This window comes from Nocardia sp. BMG51109, assembly GCF_000526215.1.
Taxonomy (GTDB): Bacteria; Actinomycetota; Actinomycetes; order Mycobacteriales; family Mycobacteriaceae; genus Nocardia.
This window is the reverse complement of the sequence record NZ_JAFQ01000004.1, coordinates 3,978,423-3,999,731: the sequence shown is the minus strand read 5'-3', so window position 1 is coordinate 3,999,731 and position 21,309 is coordinate 3,978,423. Positions and strand designations below refer to the sequence as shown.

The window sequence follows — 21,309 nt, the reverse complement described above, 5'->3', positions numbered from 1 at the left end:
CAAACAGATGGTTCGGGCGGCGTGCATGTCGGTTCTCGCGTTCGTGCCGAGGTTCGCGATCAAACCACGCAGGGTTTCCGACAGTTCCAACTCGGCGGAACCACGTTCGGTGACGCCGCCTGCGCCGACGCGGATGTCTTCGTTTCCGGCATGCCCAATGCGGTCAGGGTGGAGCCGTCAGAGCGCTGGTTTATCCGATCGATGCTGGCCAGCTTCGCTGCCGCGGCGTTGAGGCCGGCACGCAGGCCCTCGACCTCACCGGTCCAACCGTTGGCGCGGGCCTCAGCGATCCGGTCACGCAGGTTGGCCGCGATCTCGGCAAGCCGATCTCGGGCACGGGTCTCCACCCGCAGGCTCGGGCACCTGATACATGCGTGCTCATGGCGACACGGACTGCCGTAAGGGCGCCCACAGGTGCCGAGTTCGAGCTTACGCAGCTCAAAGTGCTGCTGGAAGTGATCCCATTCCTCGCCGGTTGGCTCACGGTATTCGGCCTCGGGACGCAGCGCTCGGCGGGCATCGAGGAACGCTCGGTAAGAGCGGACGAGCTGTTCGTCGAACACGGCTACATAGATCTGGGTGGTGCTGATGGACCTGTGCCCCAACAGCTTCGAGGCGATATGGACGGGTAGGCCGTTGCTGACCGCGTCGGTGGCCCACATGTGGCTTGTGTCCGCAGTCGCCGTGTGCGGTCGGGTTCGTGTTGCATTGGAGCTGAGCCGATTTCGGGCGAGCGTTCGCGATGTCGATCGCCTGCTGTGTAGCGATAAGGTCCGCGTGCTTATGATGTATGTCACTGCCCATGTTGGTCAGCATGGGCCGATGATCTTCTGTCGCGCGGGCGGCAGCCGAGTGACTGTCGAAGCTGAGGACGTAGCTGTGCGGAGCCGCTCGATTTCGTCGTGTTGGGCAGCGATTCTGGCGAGGGCCTGGGTCCGGAAGTCGGATAGTTGCTCGTTTGTTGACTCTGCCTGTGCCAGACGGTTTTTGAGCTTGTTGATCTCGGCTTTCAGACGTTCGATCCGGCCGAGTTTCGGGTCCGGGGTTTCGCCGTCTTGTTGGAGTTGCTGGAGTCGGTGTTCGAATTCGGCGCGCAGGTGCGCGTAGGGCCGGCTGCCGTAGAAGGCGGTGCGGTCGACCTCGGCTTGGGCGGCGAGGGTCTTGATGTCGCAGCCGCCGCCTCTACACCGGACAACACTCCCTCCCCCGCTTCTACGATCTGCCGGCCAGACCACGACTCGTCCTAGCGCTTGCCGAGGACCGCCATGTAGTTGCCGACGTCGTCGTGGCGCCGTTCCCGCAGTTCCCACCCGGTTCCGGACAGGGTCTGTCGTAGTTCGTCTTCCGATAGGAACCAGTACTCGAACCACGGACTCGCCAGGCGCTGGTACCGGACGCGCAGCCGTAATTGGCCTGCGCAACGCCCCAATGACCGGTTGTGGTCGTGGTAGCGCAGGTGGTCGGGATCGTCGGTGACGTAGGGGTCGACACCACGCCCGACGATGATCGCGTCGCGAGTTGTCAACCGGCTCAGGGCGTCGAGGAACCGGGGTGCCTTGGCCGGAGACTCCAGCAACGCGAGATTGTTCCCGAGCAGCAAGACCGAATCGAAGCGCCGACCGGGTTGTTCACCGGCCAGGTCGTAGACCGTGCCCAGGAACGTGTCCTCGACTCCTCGGCGCCGGCACACTTGCACGGCGCCCTCTGAAGTATCCAAGGCCAGCACCGAGAGGCCACGCCGCTGCAACTCCAGACATGCCCGCCCCGCTCCGGCGCCTACGTCGAGTACCCGGCCCGTGCATCGCTCGACAGCGAGCACATCGAGCGGGTTCCATTGATCGGGCAGGGAGAAGTACTTTGCCACGGATTGCCCGGCGACGAGGTATCCGTCGTCGCGCTCGATCAACTCGGTGACGTCGCTGGAATCCCATTGCGCCAGCAGCGTTGCCCCGAAGGCATCTCCTTCAACCGGTTGTTCGGCCATGGCTCCATGGTCGGCGCGAAGCCGCGAGCGGGCCAGCGATTTTCGGGCGCGGAACCTGACGCTCAAAATACCTTGCAGCCGTTGATATAAGAGCACGGTGCCAAAGACCACGGGTTTGGCCGGCCCCGGGGACACCGGCTCGAGTAGTCCGGCAGCCGACTCGGCGGGGCTCGCCAAAGTATCGACCAGATGCGCACAAAGATAGCGGCCAGATGCGCACAGAAGGAGCGGCCAGATGCGCACGGAGGGAGCGGCCAGATGCGCACGGAGGGAGCGGCCAGATGCGCACGTAGATGCGGCCGATCAGGCCATGGCGGCGAATTCCATCCTCGAGCAGCAGGCGGCGGACCTGGCCAGGAGCCCTCGCCCGCCGTCGGAAGCGTGGACTCTTGTGGTGGCCGCGCGGCGACGCTGATACCGGAGGCTTCCGAGGAGATCGACGGCCGAAGGGGCCGAGGCGCGTGCCGCGTAATCGTTTGGCGTGGGCGAGCATTCGCATCCCGATCCGGCCGGCCCCACCGAGCACGAGTTTCGAGTTCACGCCACGCGAACGTAAGGCCCGCAGGCCGGCCGACCACACGTCCGGGCGGATAGCAGCGATATCGTCATTCACACCGGACAGTTGTGAATTGCCTGCACAATGCGTGTTTCCGCGAGCAGGTTCCGTTTTCTAGCGTCGGAGTATGCCTGACATCGCAGTGAAATCGACAGCGCCGGTGCGGAACCGGGCCGCCGCCGCATCAGCCTTCGGCCCGGACCGGTGCGTTGCCGACGGCGGGCCGCCTGCCGACGCACGTCGGCGGACACCTGTACGACACAGCGGCACAACGGGATCGGCAGACGGTCGCTTGCCGATGCGGGCGGGGCTGCGATGATCGGGATTCGGCGCGGCCTCACCGGTAAGACCACCGCGCGGGCGGCCGGATTGCTCGCGGTGGTATCGGCGGCGATCTTCTTCGATGCGCTCGATCTGTCCATCACCCAGGTGGCGTTGCCCGCGATCCAGTCGGCATTGCAGGTCGGGCCCGGCGCACTGCCGTGGATCGCGGCGGCGTATGTGGTCACCTACGGCGGATTTCTGCTCCTCGGGGGAAGGCTGACCGATATGTTCGGCGGCCGGACGGTGTTTCTGGCGGGCCTGGCCGTCTTCGGCGCCGCGTCTCTGGCCTGCGGACTGTCCGGGGCCACGCTGATGTTGGTGGTTGCACGAGCCGTACAGGGCGTCGGCGCGGCACTCACCGTGCCCGCGGCGGTGGCGATCCTGGCCGGCGCGTTCGACGACGAACGGGAGCGAACCAGGGCCTTCGGCGTTTTCGCCGCCGCGGCGTCGAGCGGCTTCAGCGCCGGACTCGTTTTCGGTGGTCTGATCACCAGCGGGCTGTCGTGGAACTGGATATTCCTGGCCAAGGTGCCCGCCGTCGTCCTGGTTCTCCTCGTCGCCGTCCGTGTCGTCCCCGGCGCCGGCCGCGTGGATCGACAAGGCGGCTACGACGTCCTCGGCGCCCTCACCGCAACCGCGGCCGCAGTGCTGCTGACCTACGGCGTCACGCGCGCCGGCGGCCCCGGCCCGTCGGTCGGGACAGTCGGTCTGCCGATAGCGCTCGCGGCGGTGTTGTTCGCGGCCTTCCTGTTCGTCGAACGGCGCATCCGGGCACCGTTGCTGCCGCTGCGGGTGTTGCGATCGCCCACGCTCGCGATCGCCGACCTCGCGGCATTGACCGTACTGGCCGCACCATTCGGCGTCTCCTACATCGTGACCGTGTACCTGCAGGACGCCCTACATCGCTCACCGTGGTACGTGGCCCTGACATTGCTGCCCGGCGCGGCCTCCTCCGCGGTCGTGGCCCGGTACGTGGCGCCGGTGTTGATCAACCGGTGGGGCCTGCGGACGGTCTTCGCCGCCGGACTCGCGGCGGTCGCGGTCGGCGACGCCGGATTGCTGGCGCTGCCCGAGCCCCTGCCGATCTGGGTCACGGTCGTCGCGGTCGTCATCAGTTTCGGGCTGGGGATGGGGCTGGCCTACCCCGCCGCCACGCTCGGCGGCGTGCACGGCGCGCAATCCGAGGACCAGGGTTCCGCCGCCGGCCTCAACAACACCGCCCTGCAGATCGGCGGCGCCCTCGGGCTGGCGATTGTCGCCACCGCGATGAACCTCGGACTGAACGGCGGGTCCATAGCCGAATCCTCTTCCGGCACAGTCGAGTCCGCCGTGCGATACGGAGCGGCGGCGGCCACCGCGCTCCCCTTGCTCGGTGCCGTCGTCGTATTGCTGGGATTGCCGCGTCGACAGCGGTAGGAATACGCGGCCCGGTGCGCAGGTTGCATCGGCAATCATGGGCGTGGAGTTGAAACATCTGCGGTATTTCGTCGCCGTCGCCGAGCAGTTGAACTTCTCGGCGACGGCCCGCAACCTGTTCATCAGCCAGCAAGCGCTCAGCCGGATCATCCAGCAACTCGAACGCGACGTCGGTGTCCGGCTGCTGGAGCGCACCACGCGCTCGGTAACCCTGACGCCGGCCGGTGAGGCACTGCTCGAATCGGCGCGGGCGTCGATCGCGATGGTCGACGACGCGGTCGCCCACACCCGTCGGCTGGGCGGACAGCCGCGACCCTTGCGCATCGACGTCTCTTCCGCCGGCCTCGAAACCGGCGCTCGAATCTTCAGCACGCTGCGCCGCGAGCACCCGCGGCAGCCGATCCATCAGGTCGAGGACGGTGCGCCGCGCGGCATGGCAGCACTGCTCGCCGGGAAGCTCGATGTGCTGATCGCGCTGGACACGCATCGGCCCGCCAGTGTGCCGTCCGAACCGATCCGGCGTGAGCCGGTGCTGCTCGGTATGGCAGCCGATCATCCGCTGGCGCAGGCGGATGCGGTGGCGGTGGCTCAGCTCGCCGGTGTCGAACTGTTGCTGCCGTCGGAGGAGGCCGCGGTCGAATGGCTGGAGTTCGTCGACCGGTTCTGCCGCGCGGCGGGCGTCACCCCGAAGCGCTGGCCGGGCGTCACCCACGGTTCCGTGGCCGCGGCCACCGTGCTGCGTGAGTACGGCTGTGTCACACCGACAGTGGCGTGGGCCGAGCCGCCACCCGATCTGGTGTTCCGGCCGCTCGTCGACCCCACCCCGGTCATGCGGTGGTCGATGATGACAGCACCCTCGCTCCCCGGCGAGTTCGGAACCGTGCTCGACAGCCTGCGGACAGTGGCACGCCGCAATCAGTGGCTGGCTGTGTGCGCCGCCGAAGCCGGCTGACCGGGAGGAGCCGGCTCGCCGCCGGTTCGCGCGGCAGCGACCGCATAGGTGTTCTCGAAGAACTGGCCGCCGCGAATCGCGCCATCGATCACTTCGAAATCCGCCAGCCAGTCACCGGCGGCCCGTTTTCGGGTGCTCTTGTGGCGGAAATCGAAGTACCCACGCACGAAAACGTGTCCACCGACCGGGTAGAAATCGCGGGCCTGGAATTCCGCCGATTCGTACTCCCCGAACAGCATCTCGACCAGGTCCCGCAGGCCGTCGCGGCCGTGCCACACCTGTCCTGCCCACGGTATCGCCGCGGTCAGTTCCGCACTCTCGGTCCCCACCAGCCAGGTGAAGTCCGGGTGCAGCATGGCCGCCGCGGCATCGATTTCTCCCGCGTAGATGTGCCCGAAGTACCGTCGCACCACATCGGCCGGCTGTGCATCGGCTGCCGTCGACTCGTGGAGGACGAATCGGCGCAGTATTTCGGCAAGTTCGGCCGGTTTCTCGGCGAAGACCATATGGCCGCTGTCGAGCTCCACGTACCGGCTGCCCGGAATCGCCGCATGCAGCGCGCGGGAGTGCGCCACCGGCACCAGATAATCGAGCGTACAACCGACCACCAGGGTCGGCGCCTGCACGAGCGGAAGCTCGTCGCTGATGTCGATGCGCAGGTCCAGGTCGATCTGACGGCGTGTGCCCGGCGCCACATCGCCGGTGCGCAACTGGGCGAGCCCGGCGTCGCCGAGCCCGCTGAGGAAGCCGGGGCTGAACGCCATCAAAGGCCCTTGGGCAGTGGCCAGTTCCGGATCGGTGTCGATGGCGCGGGCCCAGGTTTGCAGACCGAGCCGCAGCCGGGCGTCGCCGGAATGAGCCCAGCCGGCCACCAGGACCAGTCGCCGGACCAGCTCGGGGTGCCGGGCGGCGACCGCTGCCGCGATCACCGCGCCGAGCGAGAAGCCGACCAGATCCACCCGGCCGTCAACTGCCGCACGCGCGGCGGCCACCACCTGGCCGACCAGGAGATCGAGGGTCCACGCACCGTCCGGTACGACGGTATCGCCGCTGCCCGCATAGTCCGGAACAACCACCGTGCGCGTATCTGTGAACTGCCCCGTCATGTGCCCGAAATTCGTCGCGCCGTCCATGCTGGTGCCGTGCACGAATACCAAACCCGGCCCCTCGCCCGAGATCGAATAATGAACGTCGGCACCGCCGAAGGAAACAATTGATTTCATACAGGCAACGCTAGCTACGGCGAATGCGGGTCGAGAAACACCGATATTTTCCGAACCGACAACCATATATTGTCAATCCGGAACACAGGTGGCATCTGTGTCGTCGACACGACAGCTCACGCTCGGGCGTGCACGACATCGTCACCGCCGCCGAACTCGTCGACCGCGTCGAACGCGACGGCTTCCGGGACATGCTGGCGGGACGAAATATTCGGGGCGTGATCCGGTTCACCGAGGCCGACCGGTAGGCCGGTCGATCGTGGCTGGTGTGAACGGTTTCCGCCCGCGGCCATGACCCTGTCGGACCGGCTGGAGCAATCTCACGAGGCACCGTAGGCGAGTGGGAACCGCCGTTCAGAACACCTGTGTCGGCGACGGTCCGCCCCGGTCGGCCAGGTGCCGCGTGTCGTTGGCTCGCACCAGCCGCCAGCGCCAGCGGTTCTCGCGCTGGTCACTCCAGCTGAGCTGTTCTCGCTGCCACACCGTCCGACTGGTGAAATCCACTCGGAACGTGACCGCCGCCCGGCTCGACGGCGGCAGTTGCAGAAGCGTTTGGGCCGCGGCGATCACCGTTGCCTCGTGCGCCACCACCAGCACGGTTTCGCTCGGATGCCGGCGCAGCACCACCGCCAGTTCCCGGCTGGTGCGCTGCACCAGCGATACCCAGGATTCGGCACCCTCCGCCAACGGCAGATCCGGCGCCAGGGCCGGCGTCAGCCCGGACGTCGCGATCGCATCGGGCCACCGGAGACCTTCGGCCGCTCCGTAATCCGGGGCCAGCAGCTCCGGCCGCACCGTCCGCCCGATCGCCGTCCCCACCAGCTCCGCCGTCTGGATCGTCCGCGCCGCCCGGGTGCTGTAGACCGCCGAGATGCCGTGGCGCCCATCGCGAGCCAGGAACTCACCCAGCGACTCGGCCTGCCGGCGGCCGCGTTCCGTCAGCCCGGTACAGGTTCGTTCGCCGCAGATCATGTTGTCCACATTGCAGTGGGCTTCGCCGTGCCGGACCAGGATGAGGCGGCAGGGATGCGCGTCAGAGGCCACTCGGAATCTCGTTTCTCGCAGGAATCGTCGTGAGCGAAGCAGGCGCTCATCCGGCGGATGGAAGCGACACGAACTCCCCTTCAGTAGTGGGAAGAACCGGAGCCGAGATCGAAAAGCGGCGGGAACAAATAGATTTGGATGTCACTCGGCAGTGGGAGGCGTTCGGTTACCCTCCGGATAGCGGAGGAGCCGGCACGCGCCCTGTGCCGCACAGCGAGAGGGAAACTCGGGAGCGAGGTATGACCCCACGTGGAGATCGTTGTTCGGGGAGAGGGTGCCGCGCCGGAGGATCCGCTGGCGTCGGAGGCCGAACGGGAGCTGGTCGGTCAGCTCGGGCGGGCAAGCCGGTGCGAAGAGTCTCAGCGTGCGGGCAGCACCCGGCCGGTGCATTCGCCGAGGGCGAGGGTACTCCCGTCCGGAGCGACGGCCCTGGCCCGCAGGGTCACCTCGTCGCCGTCGCGGAGGAACGAGATCTCGGTGCCGTCGGCGAGCGACAGCGGTTCCGTCCCACCCCAGGACATTTCGAGGAAGGAGCCGCGCTGGTTGCGCTCGGGCCCGGAGATCGTGCCGCTGGCGAAGAAGTCTCCCGCCCGCAGTCCCGCACCGTTGACCGTCATATGGGCGAGCATCTGCGCCGCCGTCCAGTACGTCGTGTCGTACGGCGCGGTCGATACCACCTCACCGTTGAGTACGACGTCGATACGGATGTCGAAAGCCCATGCGGGAGTGGTGGAGTCGTCGAGGTAGGCGGCCGGAGCCGGTTCCCGGGCCGGGGGCGCGGTCCGGGCCCGTTCCAGGGCAGCCAGCGGCGTCACCCAGACCGCCGTCGAGGTGGCGAACGATTTACCGAGGAACGGTCCCAGCGGGACGTATTCGAAGGCCTGGATGTCGCGCGCCGACCAGTCGTTGGTCAGCACCAGCCCGAAGATGTGGCCGTCGGCGTCCGCCAGGGCGACCTCGCCTCGCGGCACCGGGGATCCGAGGACGAACCCCATCTCGGCCTCGATATCGAGCCGGCGGCTCGGGCCGAAGGTGGGTGGACCCTCGGGTTCGGGACGCAGGCCCTTGGGCCGCGGGATCTCGGTGCCACTGGGGACGATGGTGCCCGCCCGCCCGTGGTAGCCGATCGGCAGATGCTTCCAGTTCGGAGTCAGCGCCGGCTGTCCGGGGCGAAAGATCTTGCCCACGTTGGAGGCATGGAACTCGTTGCCGTAGAAGTCCACGTAGTCGGCGACGGTGAACGGCAGATGCAGGGTGGCTTCGGAGATCGGAACGGCCTCGGCGACAACGCTTTCGGCGAAGGATGGTTCGGTGAGCGCGCGGACGATCCCGGCGCGGACCCGATCCCAGACGGCGCGATCACACGTGAGCAGCCGGTCGAGGTTCGGGCCGTCCGTGGCCTCGATATCGCCGGGTGCGGCACCGGCGTGGCGTAGCAGTGCGGCGACACCGATTACGTGACCGCCCAGGCGGACACCGAGTTTCGGTCCGGCCGCGGATGCCGAGAACGATCCGTACGGCAGATGGGTGATGCCGAAGCCCTCGGTGGCGAGGCGGTCGGCCGCGGTCATCGGATCACCTCCGCGAGCATCGACTCGTCGACGACTATCGGTGGTTCGGTGTGCGTGCGTACCTCCTCGACGCGCACCCCCGGGGCGAGTTCCACCAGGCGAAGCCCGGCGGCGGTGACGTCGAGAACCGCGAGATCGGTGATGATCCGGTGCACGACGGCACGTCCGGTGTAGGGCAGCGTGCACTCCCGGACCAGTTTCGGCGTGCCGTCCTTCGCCACATGCTCCATCAGCACGACGACCCGACGGGCCCCGTGCACGAGGTCCATCGCGCCGCCCATCCCCTTGACCATCTTTCCGGGAATCATCCAGTTCGCGATGTCGCCGCGGGCGGAGACCTGCATGGCGCCGAGTATCGCGGTGTCGATCTTCCCGGCACGGATCATGCCGAAACTCGTTGCGCTGTCGAAGAATACCGCGCCCCGCCGCACCGTGACGGTCTCCTTGCCGGCATTGACGAGGTCGGCGTCGACCCCGTCGCCCGTCGGATACGGCCCGACGCCGAGGATTCCGTTCTCGGACTGCAGCACCAGTTCGACGTCGTCGGGGACGAAGTTCGGCACCAGCGTGGGCAGGCCGATGCCGAGGTTGACGTAGTCACCGTCCTGTAGTTCGGCGGCCGCGCGGGCGGCCATCTCCTCTCGGGTCCACGGCATCAGACCGACTCCTTCGTTGCTGTGCTGGTCGTGCGCTTCTCGATCCGCTTGTCCGCCGCCTGCGCGGGAGTGAGCGGAACGACGTGATGGACGTAGGCGCCCGGGGTGTGGATCTCGTCGGGGTCGAGCTCCCCCGGCGGCACCAGTTCCTCCACTTCGGCGATCGTCACCCGGCCGGACATCGCCACCAGGGGATTGAAATTGCGGGCCGACTTGCGGAAGACGAGATTGCCGTGGCGATCGCCCTTCCATGCGCGCACCAGGCCGAAGTCGGCCGCGATGGCGTGCTCCAGCACATGGCCGAGACCGTCGAACGTCTCGACCGGTTTCGGCGGGGACGCGACGGCGACCGAACCGTCGGCGGCGTACTTCCAGGGCAGGCCGCCGTCGGCCACCTGGGTGCCGACGCCGGTGCGGGTGTAGAAGGCCGCGATACCGGAACCACCTGCGCGCAGCCGTTCGGCGAGCGTGCCCTGCGGCGTCAGCTCGACCTCGAGTTCGCCGGCCAGGTACTGCCGCGCGAACTCCTTGTTCTCGCCGACGTAGGACGCGACGATCCGGCGCAGCCGCCGGGCGCCGAGCAGGATGCCGAGACCCCAGTCGTCGACCCCGGCGTTGTTCGATACCGCCTCGAGGTCGTCGACCCCGGCCGCCAGCAGTGCGTCGATCAATACCGCGGGGATTCCGCTCAGTCCGAAGCCGCCGACGGCAACCGTTGCGCCGGAAGGGATTCCGGCGACGGCCTCGGCGGCGGATGTGCATACCTTGTCCATGGTCAGCGCACCGCCCGGCCGGCCCACACCCAGGCGTAGGCGCCGTCGTCGCTCGCGGTGCCGCCCTCGCCCAGTTCGAGCGGACGGAAGGTGTCGACCATCACCGCCAGTTCGTCGAAGCTCTCCACGCCGATCGACGCCTCGACCGCGCCGGGCTGCGGACCGTGCGCGTGCCCGCCCGGATGCAGCGACACCGACCCGATACCGATACCGGATCCCTTACGGGCCGCGTAGTCGCCCTCGGCGTAGAACATGACCTCGTCGGAGTCGACATTCGAGTGGTAGTAGGGAACCGGGACCGACAGCGGGTGGTAGTCGACCTTGCGCGGGACGAAGGCGCAGATCACGAAGTTGTCGCCCGCGAAGACCTGATGCACCGGCGGGGGCTGGTGGACCTTGCCGGTGATCGGCATGAAGTCCTCGACATTGAACGTGTACGGATACAGGCAGCCGTCCCAGCCCACGACATCGAACGGGTGCTCGGCGTAGGTGAACCGGGTACCGACCACCCCGCCGGAACCGCGATGCTTCACGAGCACGTCCACATCGGCGCCCTCGCCGAGCAGGATCTCCCCCGGCCCGTACAGATCGCGCTCACAGTACGGCGCATGCTCCAGCAGCTGGCCGAAGCGGGACAGATAGCGTCCGGGAGGCGCGATGTGACTGTTCCCCTCGATCGCGTACAGCCGGCTCGGGCCGTCGGCCGGATCGGGTACCCAGCGATGCGTGGTCGCCCGCGGGATGACGACGAAATCTCCCGTGCGGTAGGGCAATTCGCCGAATACCGTCTCGACGGCCCCGCGCCCGGACTCGACGTACACGCACTCGTCGCCGACCGCGTTGCGGTAGTAGGGCGACACCGCGCCGGCCACCACGTAGCCGATGCGCACGTCGTTGTTGCCGAGCACGAGCCGGCGACCGGTGACGGCATCGGCCCCGGCCGCCGCATCGGCGTCGAACAGATCGTGCAGCCGCAGGTGGCGCGGTTTCAGCGGGTGGTTCAGGACGGTCGACTGCGCCGGAAGGTCCCAGATCTCGCTGGCCACGATCGCCGAGGGGATCGTGCGGTGGTACAGCAGCGAGGAGTCCGCGGAGAACCCCTCCTCACCCATGAGTTCCTCGTAGCGGAAGTTCCCCGCGCTGTCGCGGAATTGGGTGTGCCGCTTGCCCGGAACCTCCCCCACGCGTCGGTAGTACGCCATATCCCACCTCGATGTTCGGCTCGGCAATGTTCAGCAGCGTGCTAAATCGTTCGATAATCGGTCATAGACAAACCTATTATCGACCATCGTGCGCTAGAGTGTGAGCCATGTCAATCCCGACCGTGTTTGCTGCCCTCGTCGACGACGCCGCGATCTTTCCGCCGGGATCCCTGCCGCTGCCCGCGGCCGTCGAGGCGCACGCCGCCCACCGGAATTCGCACCTGCGGGCCCTCGTCGGGCCGTTCGTCGTCGGGACCGGCGCTCTCGCGACCGCCGCCGAGCTGGCGACACCCGAGTTGTTTCCCGCAGCCCTTCCGGTGAGCGTCGTCGTGCCGTCGCCGGACGCGCTCGGCGAGACGATCGCCGTGGCCGGCCGCTGTCGCGTGGCGATGGAGGCGCTGGAGATCAAGCTGGACCACTCGCGGCCGCTCGCTCCCCAGATCACCGAGATCGCGGACCGCGACCGCGGGGACGCCACCACCTATGTGGAGGCGCCCCGGCCGAGCCACCCGGAGTGGCCGGACGTGCTCGCCGCCATCGCCGATCGCGGTCTGCGGCTGAAATTCCGCACCGGCGGAACCCAGGCCGAGGCGTTCCCGGCCGAGGCCGAGCTGACCACCTGGATCGGCGCTGCCGCGCGCCGGTCCACACCGTTCAAATGCACTGCGGGGCTGCACAATGCGGTCCGGCACACCAGCGCGGCGACGGGATTCGAGCACCACGGATTTCTGAACATCCTGTGCGCCGCGGCCGCCGCGGCCGACGGCGCCGACGGCGACTCGGTGGCGTCGCTCCTCGCCGAGCGGGACGGCGGCGTCCTCGCGGACGCTCTCGGCGACACCGCGGCGGCCCGGCCCTTGTTCGCCTCCTACGGTTCGTGCAGCATCGACGAGCCGTACGAGGACCTGGCCGCGCTCGGCCTCCTCGGACATTGAGCTCGCCTCCTCGGACACCGAACTCGCCTCCTCGGACACCGAGACCGCCCGGCCACCGCGGCAGCTGCCCATGGCCGAAAATCGCACGCAACGGCGGAGGTAGAACAATGACAGCCGTGACACGCGCTGAACCCACCGACGGTGCGCAGACGCTGGAGCGCGGCCTGGCGGTACTGGTCGAGCTGAGCCGCCACCCCGACGGCCTGACCACCGCGCAGGCCGCCGCGGCGTGCGGGCTGCATCGCTCCATCACGACCCGATTGCTGGTCTCGTTGCAGCGCACCGGATTCGCCACCCGAGACGACGCCGGCGCCTACCGCGTCGGCCCGGCGGTGCCCGAGCTGCTCGGCCTGTCCCACCCGCACCTGCGCGACGTGGCCGGGCCGGTTCTCGAACGCCTCGCGCGCACCGTCGACGCGACCGCCTCGCTGGTCGAGGTGGTGGACGGCCACGCGGTGACCACGCTGGTCGCCGAGCCCCCGAGCAACGGCCCGCGGTTCTCCTATCGACTCGGCAACCGCGATCCCCTCGATCGCGGTGCGGGCGGGGTCGCCGCCCTGGCCGCCGGCCCGCCCCGCCCCGGCGAACCCGACCGCGTCGCCACGGCACGCGCCCAGGGCTTCATCATCACCCACGAGGAACTCAACCCCGGCGCCCACGCCATCGCCGCACCGCTGCCGGGATGGGACGGACCGGCGGCGATCAACATCGTCACCAACCGCAGGACCACCGTCGACAACGCGCAGCGCCCCCTGCTCGACGCGGTCCGCGAACTCGGCACATTCGCCACGGGCACAAGAACTTTCACCGATACCACGGACTGACACTGCAACGTCACTCGTCACAGCTCCCGTCTTTTCGGCGTGCCCACCTCCGCCTTCCCAGCGTCACCGCTTCCGTCATCCCGGCACGACCACCCCATCATCCCGGCATGCTTTCGGCCGATATCCATCGCCGGAACCCGCGGATTCCGGCCAAAGACACGCCGGAACGGCGGACGTACGTTGCGTCCGACAGCGTGGCCGTCGCCGCACACCCGCGCGAGTGCGGCCGCCCCTCATTCGGCGGCCGCCGTCGCGGGGCCCGAAAACACGCGGCCGTCTCGCCGGCGCACGAACACCTCGACGCCTGCTGCCGCACAGCTCACGGCAGCTCGATCCCCTTGGTCTCCCGGACGAACAGGGCCGCGCCGAGGGTGAGCAGCGCGCAGAACACGAAGTAGCCCGCCGGGGCCAGGGAGTTGCCGGTGAGGTCGATGAGCCAGGTCGCGATGAACGGCGCGGTACCGCCGAGCAGCATGTTCGTGGTGTTGTTGCCCAGCGCCAGACCGCTGTAGCGGACCGAGGCCTCGAGCATCTCGACGTAGCTGACGTAACTGGCGGCGTTCACCACCGAGACCGCGATGAACAGGACCGATTGGCCGACGACGGCCTGCCAGACGCTGCCGCCCGCCATCAGCATGAACATCGGCACGCCGAGCACGACCGAGGCCACGCTGCCGCCGATGAGGATGGGCCGGCGACCCCAGCGGTCGGCCGCGTATCCGGCGACGGGCAGGGTGGCGACGCCGAGCACCAGCGCCAGCGAGGTGGACAGGAAGGCGACGGTGGACGACTGGCCACCGCTCTTCTGCAGGTAGGTCGCGGCGTAGACGGAGGCGATGTAGTAGCCGCCGGTGATGAGCGCACCGAGCAGGATGATCTTCACCAGCGGCCCGCCGGAACTGCGCAGCAGCTCCACGACCGGCACCTTCTTCGTCTCGCCCTTGCTGCTCAGCTCGTGGAACTGCGGCGTCTCCTCCATGTGGTTGCGGATCCAGATGCCCACGACGCCGATCACCAGGCTGAGCAGGAACGGCACCCGCCACGCCCACGCCAGGATCTGGTCCTCGGTGAACAGTCCGGTCAGCGCCAGCGCGATCAGCGACGCCACCAGCGATCCGAGGTAGGTCCCCGAGTTGACCATGGAGGTGTAGGTCGCCCGCCGGTGCGCCGGTGCCGACTCGGAGACGAAGGCGTTCGCGCCGCCGAGCTCGCCGCCGGCCGCGAAACCCTGCAGGCAGCGCGCGAGGACGAGCACGACGGTGGCCCAGATCCCCAGCGTCACATAGGTGGGCAGCATTCCCATGACCGCGGTGGCGGCCACCATCAACAGGATCGTCCAGGACAGCGCCCGCTTGCGCCCGTACCTGTCGCCGATGTGCCCGAAGACGATCCCGCCCGGCACCCGCAGGAAGAACGCCACGGCGAAGGTGGCGAAGGTGCCCAGCAGTGCCGCGGTGTCGTCGTGCGAGGCGAAGAACAGGGTGGCGATGGTGGTCGCCATGTAGCCGTAGATTCCGAAGTCGTAGTACTCGACGACGGTTCCGACCACGGCCGCGCGGACGATCTTGGCGATCGACCTGCCGGACGGCTGCCCGGCGGCCGCTTCGCTGCCGGACGTCGTGATGGCATCCGATGTCGTTGCGGGAGTATCGATTCCGTACATGAAAGTTCCTTGTCGCGAGCGGGCTCGGCCCGGCGGATCGAGATCAGACTCCGGCCGGTGCCCGGTCCGGGGAGGTCCCGCGGCGCGCGAGCCGCGCGGCGTTGCGGCCGGCGACCCGGCCCATGGTGAGCGCGTTGGCCACGGCATTGCCGCCGCCGACATAGCGCTGGCCGAGCACCCCGGCGCCGGCCTCACCGGCCGCGAACAGGCCCGGAATCGGTGTTCCGGTGCGGTCCAGAACCGCTGCGCCACCGTCGATTTCCATGCCCGCGTGGGTGCAGACGAGTTCGGCGGGCAGCATGCGGACCGCGTAGTAGGGCGCCCGCGCGATCGGGTCCGGGTCGGCGGCCGAGCCCTTGTTCGCCAGGGTGCGGTGCCGGAGGAAGTCGTCGTCGCGGCCGCCGGGCAGCTGCTCGTTCCAGCGCGCCACCGTCGCCGTCAGGGCCGCGGCGGGCACACCCATGCGGTCGGCGAGCTCGGGCAGCGTCGCCGCCCGCAGCGTCCGTCCGGCCTCGGCCTCGGCGGCGACGCGCTCCGGGATCCAGTCGGTGTATCCGGGCGGCAGGCCCAGGCGCGCGGTCTCGTCGAAGACGGCCCAGACCTCGCCGGGCTGCGCAGCCATGATCCCGGTGGAGACGGCATACGAGGCGTCCTCGTCCATGAACCGGCGCCCGAGCCCGTTGACGTAGACCCGGGACTTCGGCGGGAAACCCGAGGTCCAGTGGTGGTGCCGCTGGAAGTACGCGGTCGGCAGCAGCAGGCCCCAGCCGTCCCCGGCCACCGCCGAGTCGACGTCGCCGGCGAAGCGCAGGTGGTCGCCGCGGCTGCCGGGGGCCGCCACCACGAACAGCGACTCTCCCGCCGCACGCGCGGCCGGGAAGTACCGGTCGACCAGCGCCGCATCGCGTGCGAAGCCGCCGCTGGCGACGACCACCGCGCCCGCCCGCACCTCGATGTCGTCGGCGACGACCCCGGCCACTCGCCCGTGCTCCACGACCAGCGACTGCGCCCGCGTGGCCGGCACGGTCTCGATACCGTGCGCCCGGCGGGCCTTGTCGAGGACCTGAATCAGCCCGTAGCCCTGGTCTTTCGGGACGTGCCCGCGCCAGACGTCCTCCACGCCGGCCTGACTGAGGCCGGGCATGTGGGCGTTGGTCGAGATCCGGGCCGGGATCTCGACGCCGAGGCCGATCAGCCACTCCAGCGTCGGCCCGGACTGCTCGCAGAAGGTGCGGATCAGGCCGGGCTTGAGCATCCAGTGATTGAGGTCCATGTAGTGCTGGAAGAACCGCTCGGCGTCGTCGTCGATGCCCAGTGCGCGCTGCACGCTGGTCGCGGCGGCGGTGAACAGGCCCGCCGACAGCCGCGTCGACCCGCCCAGTTCGGTCTCGGATTCCAGCAGCAGCACCGTCGCACCCTGCTCGGCCGCCGTCACCGCGGCCGCCAGTCCGGCGCCGCCAGCACCGATCACGATGACGTCCCAGGTGTCCTCGCTCATGCCGGTTGTCCTTCCGCGTCCGCGAGCACGCGGTGATACAGGCCGTTGGAGGTCAGCCCGCCGTCCACGGTCACCTCGCTGCCGGTGATGTAGCCGGAGCGGTCGGACAGCAGGAACAGGACGGCATCGGTGATCTCGTCCACGGTCCCCATGCGCCCGGCCGGGATGCTGCGCAGCGACGACGCGACGAATCCGTCCGCGCCGCGCACCAGGTCGGTGCCCACCAGGCCCGGATGCACCGAGTTCACCCGGATGCCCCACTCCGCGAGGTTCCCGGCCGCCGATTTCGACAGGCCGGTGAGTCCCCACTTGCTCGACGAATAGGCCGGCGAGAAGTAGCCGATCCGGCCCGCGATGGAGGAGATGTTGACGATCGAACCGCCACCGCCGTCGCGCATCAGCGGCGCAGCGGCCTTGATGCCGTAGAACGGGCCGAACAGGTTGATCCGCATGGTCTGCTCCCAGATGTCGTCCGGGGTATCCATGAACTCCAGCCGCCGCGAGATACCGGCGTTGTTGATCAGTCCGCCGAGAGCCCCTGGGCCAGAACGGATCCCGTCGATCGTGCGCGACCACGCCGCCGGATCCGCCACATCGAGGCGGTATTCCGAGGCACTGCCCCCGGCACTCCGGATCTCGGCGACGATCTCGGCGGTATCGATGATGTCGGCGACGCAGACGTGCACGCCGCGAGCGGCCAGCGCCCGGGAGTGGTTGGCCCCCATGCCCCGTGCCGCGCCGGTGACCAGCACGACGTCCGGATAGGTCACGGTTATCGGCGACTCAGACATGCCGGGAACCGCCGTCCACCGCGATGGAATGCCCGGTGACGTAGCGGGCGCTGTCGGACAGCAGGAACAGCAGCGGGCCGAAGACCTCCTCCGGCGAACCGAGCCGATGCAGCGGGACGACCTCCAGCGCGTGCTCGAGCGCGGCCGGATCCTCGCGCACCCACCGGGTCATCTCGGTATCGATGTAGCCGGGCGCGATCGAGTTCACCCGGATTCCCTTGTCGCCGAACTCGACCGCGAGCGATTCGGTCAGGTGCGCGACGGCCGCCTTGGACGTGCAGTAGGCGCCCCGGCCCCGGCGGACGCGCACCGCCGACACCGACGACATGTTGACGATGGCCCCGCCGGGGCGCATGTGCCGCGCGGCGGCCTGCGCACCGAACAGCACGCCCTCCACGTTGACGTCCAGTACCGCGGAGATCTGCTCGGGCGAGATCTCCTCGGCGGTGGCGAACGGGAAGATGCCGGCGTTGTTGATCCAGAAGTCCACCCGCCCGAACTCCGCGAGCGCGCGCTCAGCCAGCGCCTCGTGCTCCTCGGCGACGGTCACGTCCACGCGCGCGGAGACGACGCGGCCGGGCTTCTCGACCCCCGATCCGGCCAGGTCGGCGGTGATCTCCGCGGCGGTGGCCGTCATCTGCTCGGCGTTGATGTCGGCGCCCAGCACGTCCACGCCGCGGGCGGCGAGCCCGGCCGCGAAGACCGCGCCCATCCCCCGCGCGGCGCCGGTGACGACCGCCGCCTTGCCCACCATGTCCGGATAGGTGACCTCGAGGCGGCCGTAGTCGACCCGACCGGGATTCGATGCTCCGGCTGTTGTCGTCATGGGCGAGTTTCTCCTTCGAATATTCAGGGGCGGAAGCGCTTCAGCGGGGCGCGTCGTCTCGTTCGACGACCCGGCGGGTGATCAGCCACCCGCCGTCGCGGCGCGTGAGCCTGTCGGTGATCGTGGTGAACCGCAGCAGCCTGCTCTCGCCCCCGATGCGCGTGGCGACCACCTGGAGGTAGGCGGCCACCGCGAGGGTGTCGGCGTCGATCCGGTCGACGAGAAGGTTGCTCAGAACGTGCCGGTGGCGCTCACCGGCCGCCCGGGCCGCGCGATCGAATCCGGCCGCGAACTCGGTCAGAGCCGCCGCACCGGCGACCGGATCCGGGTAGGTCGGCGAGTGGAACTCGCCGTCGGGGGTGAAGGTCGCCGCCCATTCCGAGGCGGCGCCCGCATCGATCGACCAGCTTTGCCGAGCGTACAGCTGGTGGATTGCCGCGACGGTGTCGGTGTCGACGTCGACGGCGGGGAGTGGTGCCATGACTTTCCAAACGATCCGATGCGTGCGATAATCGCACGCGGTGTGTTATATATGAACACTGTAGGTGCCGCAGGTCACAACGGTCAAGGAGTTTGAGCTATGCCTCAGTTACAGCCGTCCGAAAAATCGGCGGCTACCGGCAGCGACGTCGGGGCGGACATGTCCAAGACGCTGCACAACGGCCTGCAGATCCTGGAGTTGCTCGCGCGCCGGACCGAGGGCGTGACGGTCACCGAGATCGCCGACACGATCGGGGTGCACCGCACGGTCGCACACCGGCTCGTCCGCACGCTGGAGCACCACCACCTGTGCCGGCGCGACGATTTCAAGCGGGTCTTCCTCGGGCTGGGCCTGGTCTGGCTGGCCGAGCCGGTGGAGCAGGATCTGCGCACGCTCGCCCGGCCCGTGCTGGAGGAACTCGCCGACAGCACGCAGGCCACCGTCCACCTGGTGGTCCGGGAGAACGATGCCGAGGTGCGGGCCCTGATGGTCGTCGAGCCGCGGCGCTCCCGGATGCACATCGCGTTCCAGGCCGGTCAGATCGATCCGATCGACCGCGGCTCCGCCGGCCTGGCGATCCTCGCCGCGTGCCCCGCCGTGCCCGGCGAGCGCGAGGAGGTCACCCGGGCCCGCCGGCGCGGCTACGCCGTGTCCCACGGTGAGCTGGTCCCCTCCGTGATCGGCGTGTCGGCCGCCGTACCCGGCCGCGCGTCGGAGGTCATCGCCAGCGTCGGGGTCTCCCTGCTCGACGCCGCCCCCGAGGACGAGGAGCGGTTCGGCGCCTCCGTCCGGGCCGCCGCCCAGCGCCTGAGTGCCATCCTGGTGCGCTGAGCCGGGCAAGTGAGGGCGGTATTCCGCAGTTTGTGGTTGCAGGGCGGTCGCCGGGGTCACAATGGGTCTCGACCAGGTCAGTGGTGATCTCGGCGGGCGCTCTGGCTGCCGGCCGTGGTCCCTCGTTCCAGGAGTGTGTATGTATCCGGGTGCTCACGCCGCGCAGTTCCCCGACAAGCCCGCCGTCGTCGTCGCCGACGGCACCGAGGTGGTGACGTACGGCGACCTGGAGGAGCGGTCGGCCCGGCTGGCACGACATCTGTACGCGGCGGGGCTGCGGCGCGGCGACCACCTCGCGCTGCTGACCGACAACGACCCGAAGACGTTCGAGGTCTATTGGGCGGCAATGCGATCCGGGCTGTACTTCACCGCCGTCAATCGGCATCTGTCGCCGTCCGAGATCGCCTATATCGTGAACGACTGCGGCGCACGGGCGCTGGTGGTCTCGGCCCGGCTGGCGGAGACGGCCGCGGCGATCGTCCCGGAGACGTCCGCGGTGAAGGTGCGGCTGGCGTATCGCGGCCTCGTCGACGGGTACGGCTCGTACGAGGACGCGCTCGCGGAATCCTCGCCCGAGCCGCTGGCCTGGCAGCCCGCGGGGATGGACATGCTGTACTCGTCCGGGACCACGGGGCGGCCCAAGGGCATCGAACCACCGCTTCAGGACCGGCAGGTGCACGAACCGGGTGAGATGGTCGCGTCCGTCTTCGGCCCCATGTACGGATTCGACACCGACACCGTCTATCTCTCGCCCGCTCCCCTCTACCATGCTGCGCCACTGCGCTTCTGCGGTGCGGTGCAGGCATTCGGCGGCACCGTGGTGGTGATGGAGAAGTTCGACGCCGAGGCCGCGCTGGCGGCGATCGAGCGCTATCGCGTGACCCACAGCCAGTGGGTTCCGACGATGTTCGTGCGGATGCTCAAACTCGATGAGGCGGTACGAAACCGGTACGACGTGTCCACCCTGCGGGTGGCCGTGCACGCGGCCGCGCCCTGTCCCATCGACGTGAAGCGGGCCATGATCGACTGGTGGGGACCCGTTCTCTACGAATACTATTCGTCGACCGAGGGCATCGGCGTCACCTTCATCGACAGCGAGCAGTGGCTGCGCAAGCCGGGTTCGGTCGGGCGGGCCGCGCTCGGCATCATTCATATCTGCGACGACGACGGGCGCGAAGTGCCGGTCGGTGACATCGGGACGATCTACTTCGAACGCGACGAGGTCCCCTTCGCCTACCACAACGACCCCGCCAAGACCATCGAGGCGGTGCATCCCCGGCAACCGACCTGGTCGACGACCGGCGATATCGGCCGCGTCGACGACGAGGGATTCCTGTTCCTCACCGACCGCAAGGCGTTCATGATCATCTCCGGTGGGGTGAACATCTATCCGCAGGAGATCGAGGACGCTCTGGCGTTGCACCCCAAGGTATTCGACTCCGCCGTAATCGGGGTTCCGGATCCGGAGATGGGGGAATCGGTGCGGGCGGTGATCCAGCCGGCACCCGGAATCGCCCCGTCTCCCGAGCTCGCCGGCGAGCTGTGCGCCTTCCTGCGTGATCGAATCGCGCACTACAAGGTTCCGCGCGCGATCGACTTCCTCGACGAGCTGCCGCGTACTCCCACAGGGAAACTGGTCAAGCGCGAGCTACAGAAGCGGTACCGGTAGGCCCTACCGGAAGCTCTCGCCCCACCTTCGGCCGGTCGTTCGCGATCACCCTGCTCGGTCTGATCGCAGCCGCGTTCTACGGCGGCCGGC

The 21,309-nt window shown here is 68.8% G+C and carries 20 protein-coding genes; 6 read left to right on the top strand and 14 right to left on the bottom strand.

Annotated features, from left to right (window positions below; all coding sequences use genetic code 11):
• Positions 1-59: 59 nt before the first annotated feature.
• The 3 genes from D892_RS0119570 to D892_RS0119560 are packed head-to-tail and all read right to left on the bottom strand — an operon-like array spanning position 60 to position 1,984.
• Positions 60-797, bottom strand: coding sequence for a tyrosine-type recombinase/integrase (locus D892_RS0119570; RefSeq protein ID WP_084161132.1), 738 nt, complete (start codon positions 795-797; stop codon positions 60-62).
• 12 nt (positions 798-809) lie between these two features.
• Positions 810-1,235 (bottom strand): hypothetical protein, encoded by a 426-nt coding sequence (locus D892_RS45370; protein ID WP_084161131.1) that lies wholly within the window; start codon positions 1,233-1,235, stop codon positions 810-812.
• An 8-nt stretch (positions 1,236-1,243) separates the two neighbouring features.
• Complete coding sequence (locus D892_RS0119560; protein WP_024802875.1) at positions 1,244-1,984, bottom strand: class I SAM-dependent methyltransferase; 741 nt, start codon at positions 1,982-1,984, stop codon at positions 1,244-1,246.
• Between the two features lie 871 nt (positions 1,985-2,855).
• Between D892_RS0119560 and D892_RS0119555 the strand changes: the two genes are divergently transcribed.
• A complete protein-coding gene (locus D892_RS0119555; RefSeq protein ID WP_024802874.1) occupies positions 2,856-4,280 on the top strand; it encodes an MFS transporter in 1,425 nt (474 codons plus the stop codon).
• 37 nt (positions 4,281-4,317) lie between these two features.
• Complete coding sequence (locus tag D892_RS43810) at positions 4,318-5,232, top strand: LysR family transcriptional regulator (RefSeq protein WP_024802873.1); 915 nt, start codon at positions 4,318-4,320, stop codon at positions 5,230-5,232.
• Here D892_RS43810 and D892_RS47785 read toward each other — a convergent pair.
• The 6 genes from D892_RS47785 to D892_RS0119515 all read right to left on the bottom strand — a co-directional run bounded on the left by D892_RS47785 (position 5,196) and on the right by D892_RS0119515 (position 11,701).
• Positions 5,196-6,455: an alpha/beta fold hydrolase gene (locus D892_RS47785; protein ID WP_024802872.1), complete on the bottom strand. Its 1,260-nt coding sequence runs from the start codon at positions 6,453-6,455 to the stop codon at positions 5,196-5,198. The genes D892_RS43810 and D892_RS47785 overlap by 37 nt on opposite strands.
• A 354-nt stretch (positions 6,456-6,809) precedes the next feature.
• Positions 6,810-7,499, bottom strand: a complete 690-nt coding sequence (locus D892_RS41550; protein WP_024802871.1) for a histidine phosphatase family protein — start codon at positions 7,497-7,499, stop codon at positions 6,810-6,812.
• Positions 7,500-7,858: 359 nt separating this feature from the next.
• Entirely contained in the window at positions 7,859-9,070 is a 1,212-nt protein-coding gene (gene fahA, locus D892_RS0119530) for a fumarylacetoacetase (RefSeq protein ID WP_024802870.1), read from the bottom strand.
• On the bottom strand, positions 9,067-9,726 hold the full coding sequence (locus D892_RS0119525) for a 3-oxoacid CoA-transferase subunit B (RefSeq protein ID WP_024802869.1): 660 nt from the start codon (positions 9,724-9,726) through the stop codon (positions 9,067-9,069). Before D892_RS0119525 ends, fahA begins: the two co-directional genes overlap by 4 nt.
• A complete protein-coding gene (locus tag D892_RS0119520) occupies positions 9,726-10,499 on the bottom strand; it encodes a CoA transferase subunit A (RefSeq protein WP_024802868.1) in 774 nt (257 codons plus the stop codon). The genes D892_RS0119525 and D892_RS0119520 overlap by 1 nt, the downstream gene beginning before the upstream one ends.
• Before the next feature lie 2 nt (positions 10,500-10,501).
• Positions 10,502-11,701 carry a homogentisate 1,2-dioxygenase gene (locus D892_RS0119515; protein WP_024802867.1) on the bottom strand — a complete coding sequence of 400 codons (1,200 nt, stop codon included), beginning with the start codon at positions 11,699-11,701 and terminating at the stop codon, positions 10,502-10,504.
• A 107-nt stretch (positions 11,702-11,808) separates the two neighbouring features.
• On the opposite strand from D892_RS0119515, the gene D892_RS0119510 reads away from it, so the two are divergent.
• The gene (locus D892_RS0119510; protein WP_024802866.1) at positions 11,809-12,636 is read left to right on the top strand and encodes a hypothetical protein; all 828 of its coding nucleotides are present in this window, start codon (positions 11,809-11,811) and stop codon (positions 12,634-12,636) included.
• 116 nt (positions 12,637-12,752) lie between these two features.
• On the top strand, positions 12,753-13,460 hold the full coding sequence (locus tag D892_RS0119505) for an IclR family transcriptional regulator (RefSeq protein WP_198036936.1): 708 nt from the start codon (positions 12,753-12,755) through the stop codon (positions 13,458-13,460).
• A 319-nt stretch (positions 13,461-13,779) separates the two neighbouring features.
• Here D892_RS0119505 and D892_RS0119500 read toward each other — a convergent pair whose 3' ends face one another.
• From D892_RS0119500 to D892_RS0119480, 5 genes are read right to left on the bottom strand one after another with little or no spacing between them, the layout of a single operon-like run.
• Positions 13,780-15,123 carry an MFS transporter gene (locus tag D892_RS0119500; RefSeq protein ID WP_024802864.1) on the bottom strand — a complete coding sequence of 448 codons (1,344 nt, stop codon included), beginning with the start codon at positions 15,121-15,123 and terminating at the stop codon, positions 13,780-13,782.
• A 43-nt stretch (positions 15,124-15,166) separates the two neighbouring features.
• A complete protein-coding gene (locus tag D892_RS0119495) occupies positions 15,167-16,621 on the bottom strand; it encodes an FAD-dependent oxidoreductase (protein ID WP_024802863.1) in 1,455 nt (484 codons plus the stop codon).
• Positions 16,618-17,412: an SDR family NAD(P)-dependent oxidoreductase gene (locus D892_RS0119490; RefSeq protein ID WP_024802862.1), complete on the bottom strand. Its 795-nt coding sequence runs from the start codon at positions 17,410-17,412 to the stop codon at positions 16,618-16,620. Before D892_RS0119490 ends, D892_RS0119495 begins: the two co-directional genes overlap by 4 nt.
• On the bottom strand, positions 17,405-18,238 hold the full coding sequence (locus D892_RS0119485; protein ID WP_024802861.1) for an SDR family NAD(P)-dependent oxidoreductase: 834 nt from the start codon (positions 18,236-18,238) through the stop codon (positions 17,405-17,407). The genes D892_RS0119490 and D892_RS0119485 overlap by 8 nt, the downstream gene beginning before the upstream one ends.
• A 40-nt stretch (positions 18,239-18,278) precedes the next feature.
• Positions 18,279-18,719 carry a nuclear transport factor 2 family protein gene (locus tag D892_RS0119480; RefSeq protein ID WP_024802860.1) on the bottom strand — a complete coding sequence of 147 codons (441 nt, stop codon included), beginning with the start codon at positions 18,717-18,719 and terminating at the stop codon, positions 18,279-18,281.
• Positions 18,720-18,818: 99 nt separating this feature from the next.
• On the opposite strand from D892_RS0119480, the gene D892_RS0119475 reads away from it, so the two are divergent.
• The gene (locus D892_RS0119475) at positions 18,819-19,550 is read left to right on the top strand and encodes an IclR family transcriptional regulator (protein WP_036567250.1); all 732 of its coding nucleotides are present in this window, start codon (positions 18,819-18,821) and stop codon (positions 19,548-19,550) included.
• Between the two features lie 139 nt (positions 19,551-19,689).
• Positions 19,690-21,219 carry an acyl-CoA synthetase gene (locus D892_RS0119470; RefSeq protein ID WP_024802858.1) on the top strand — a complete coding sequence of 510 codons (1,530 nt, stop codon included), beginning with the start codon at positions 19,690-19,692 and terminating at the stop codon, positions 21,217-21,219.
• Positions 21,220-21,309 lie beyond the last annotated feature (90 nt).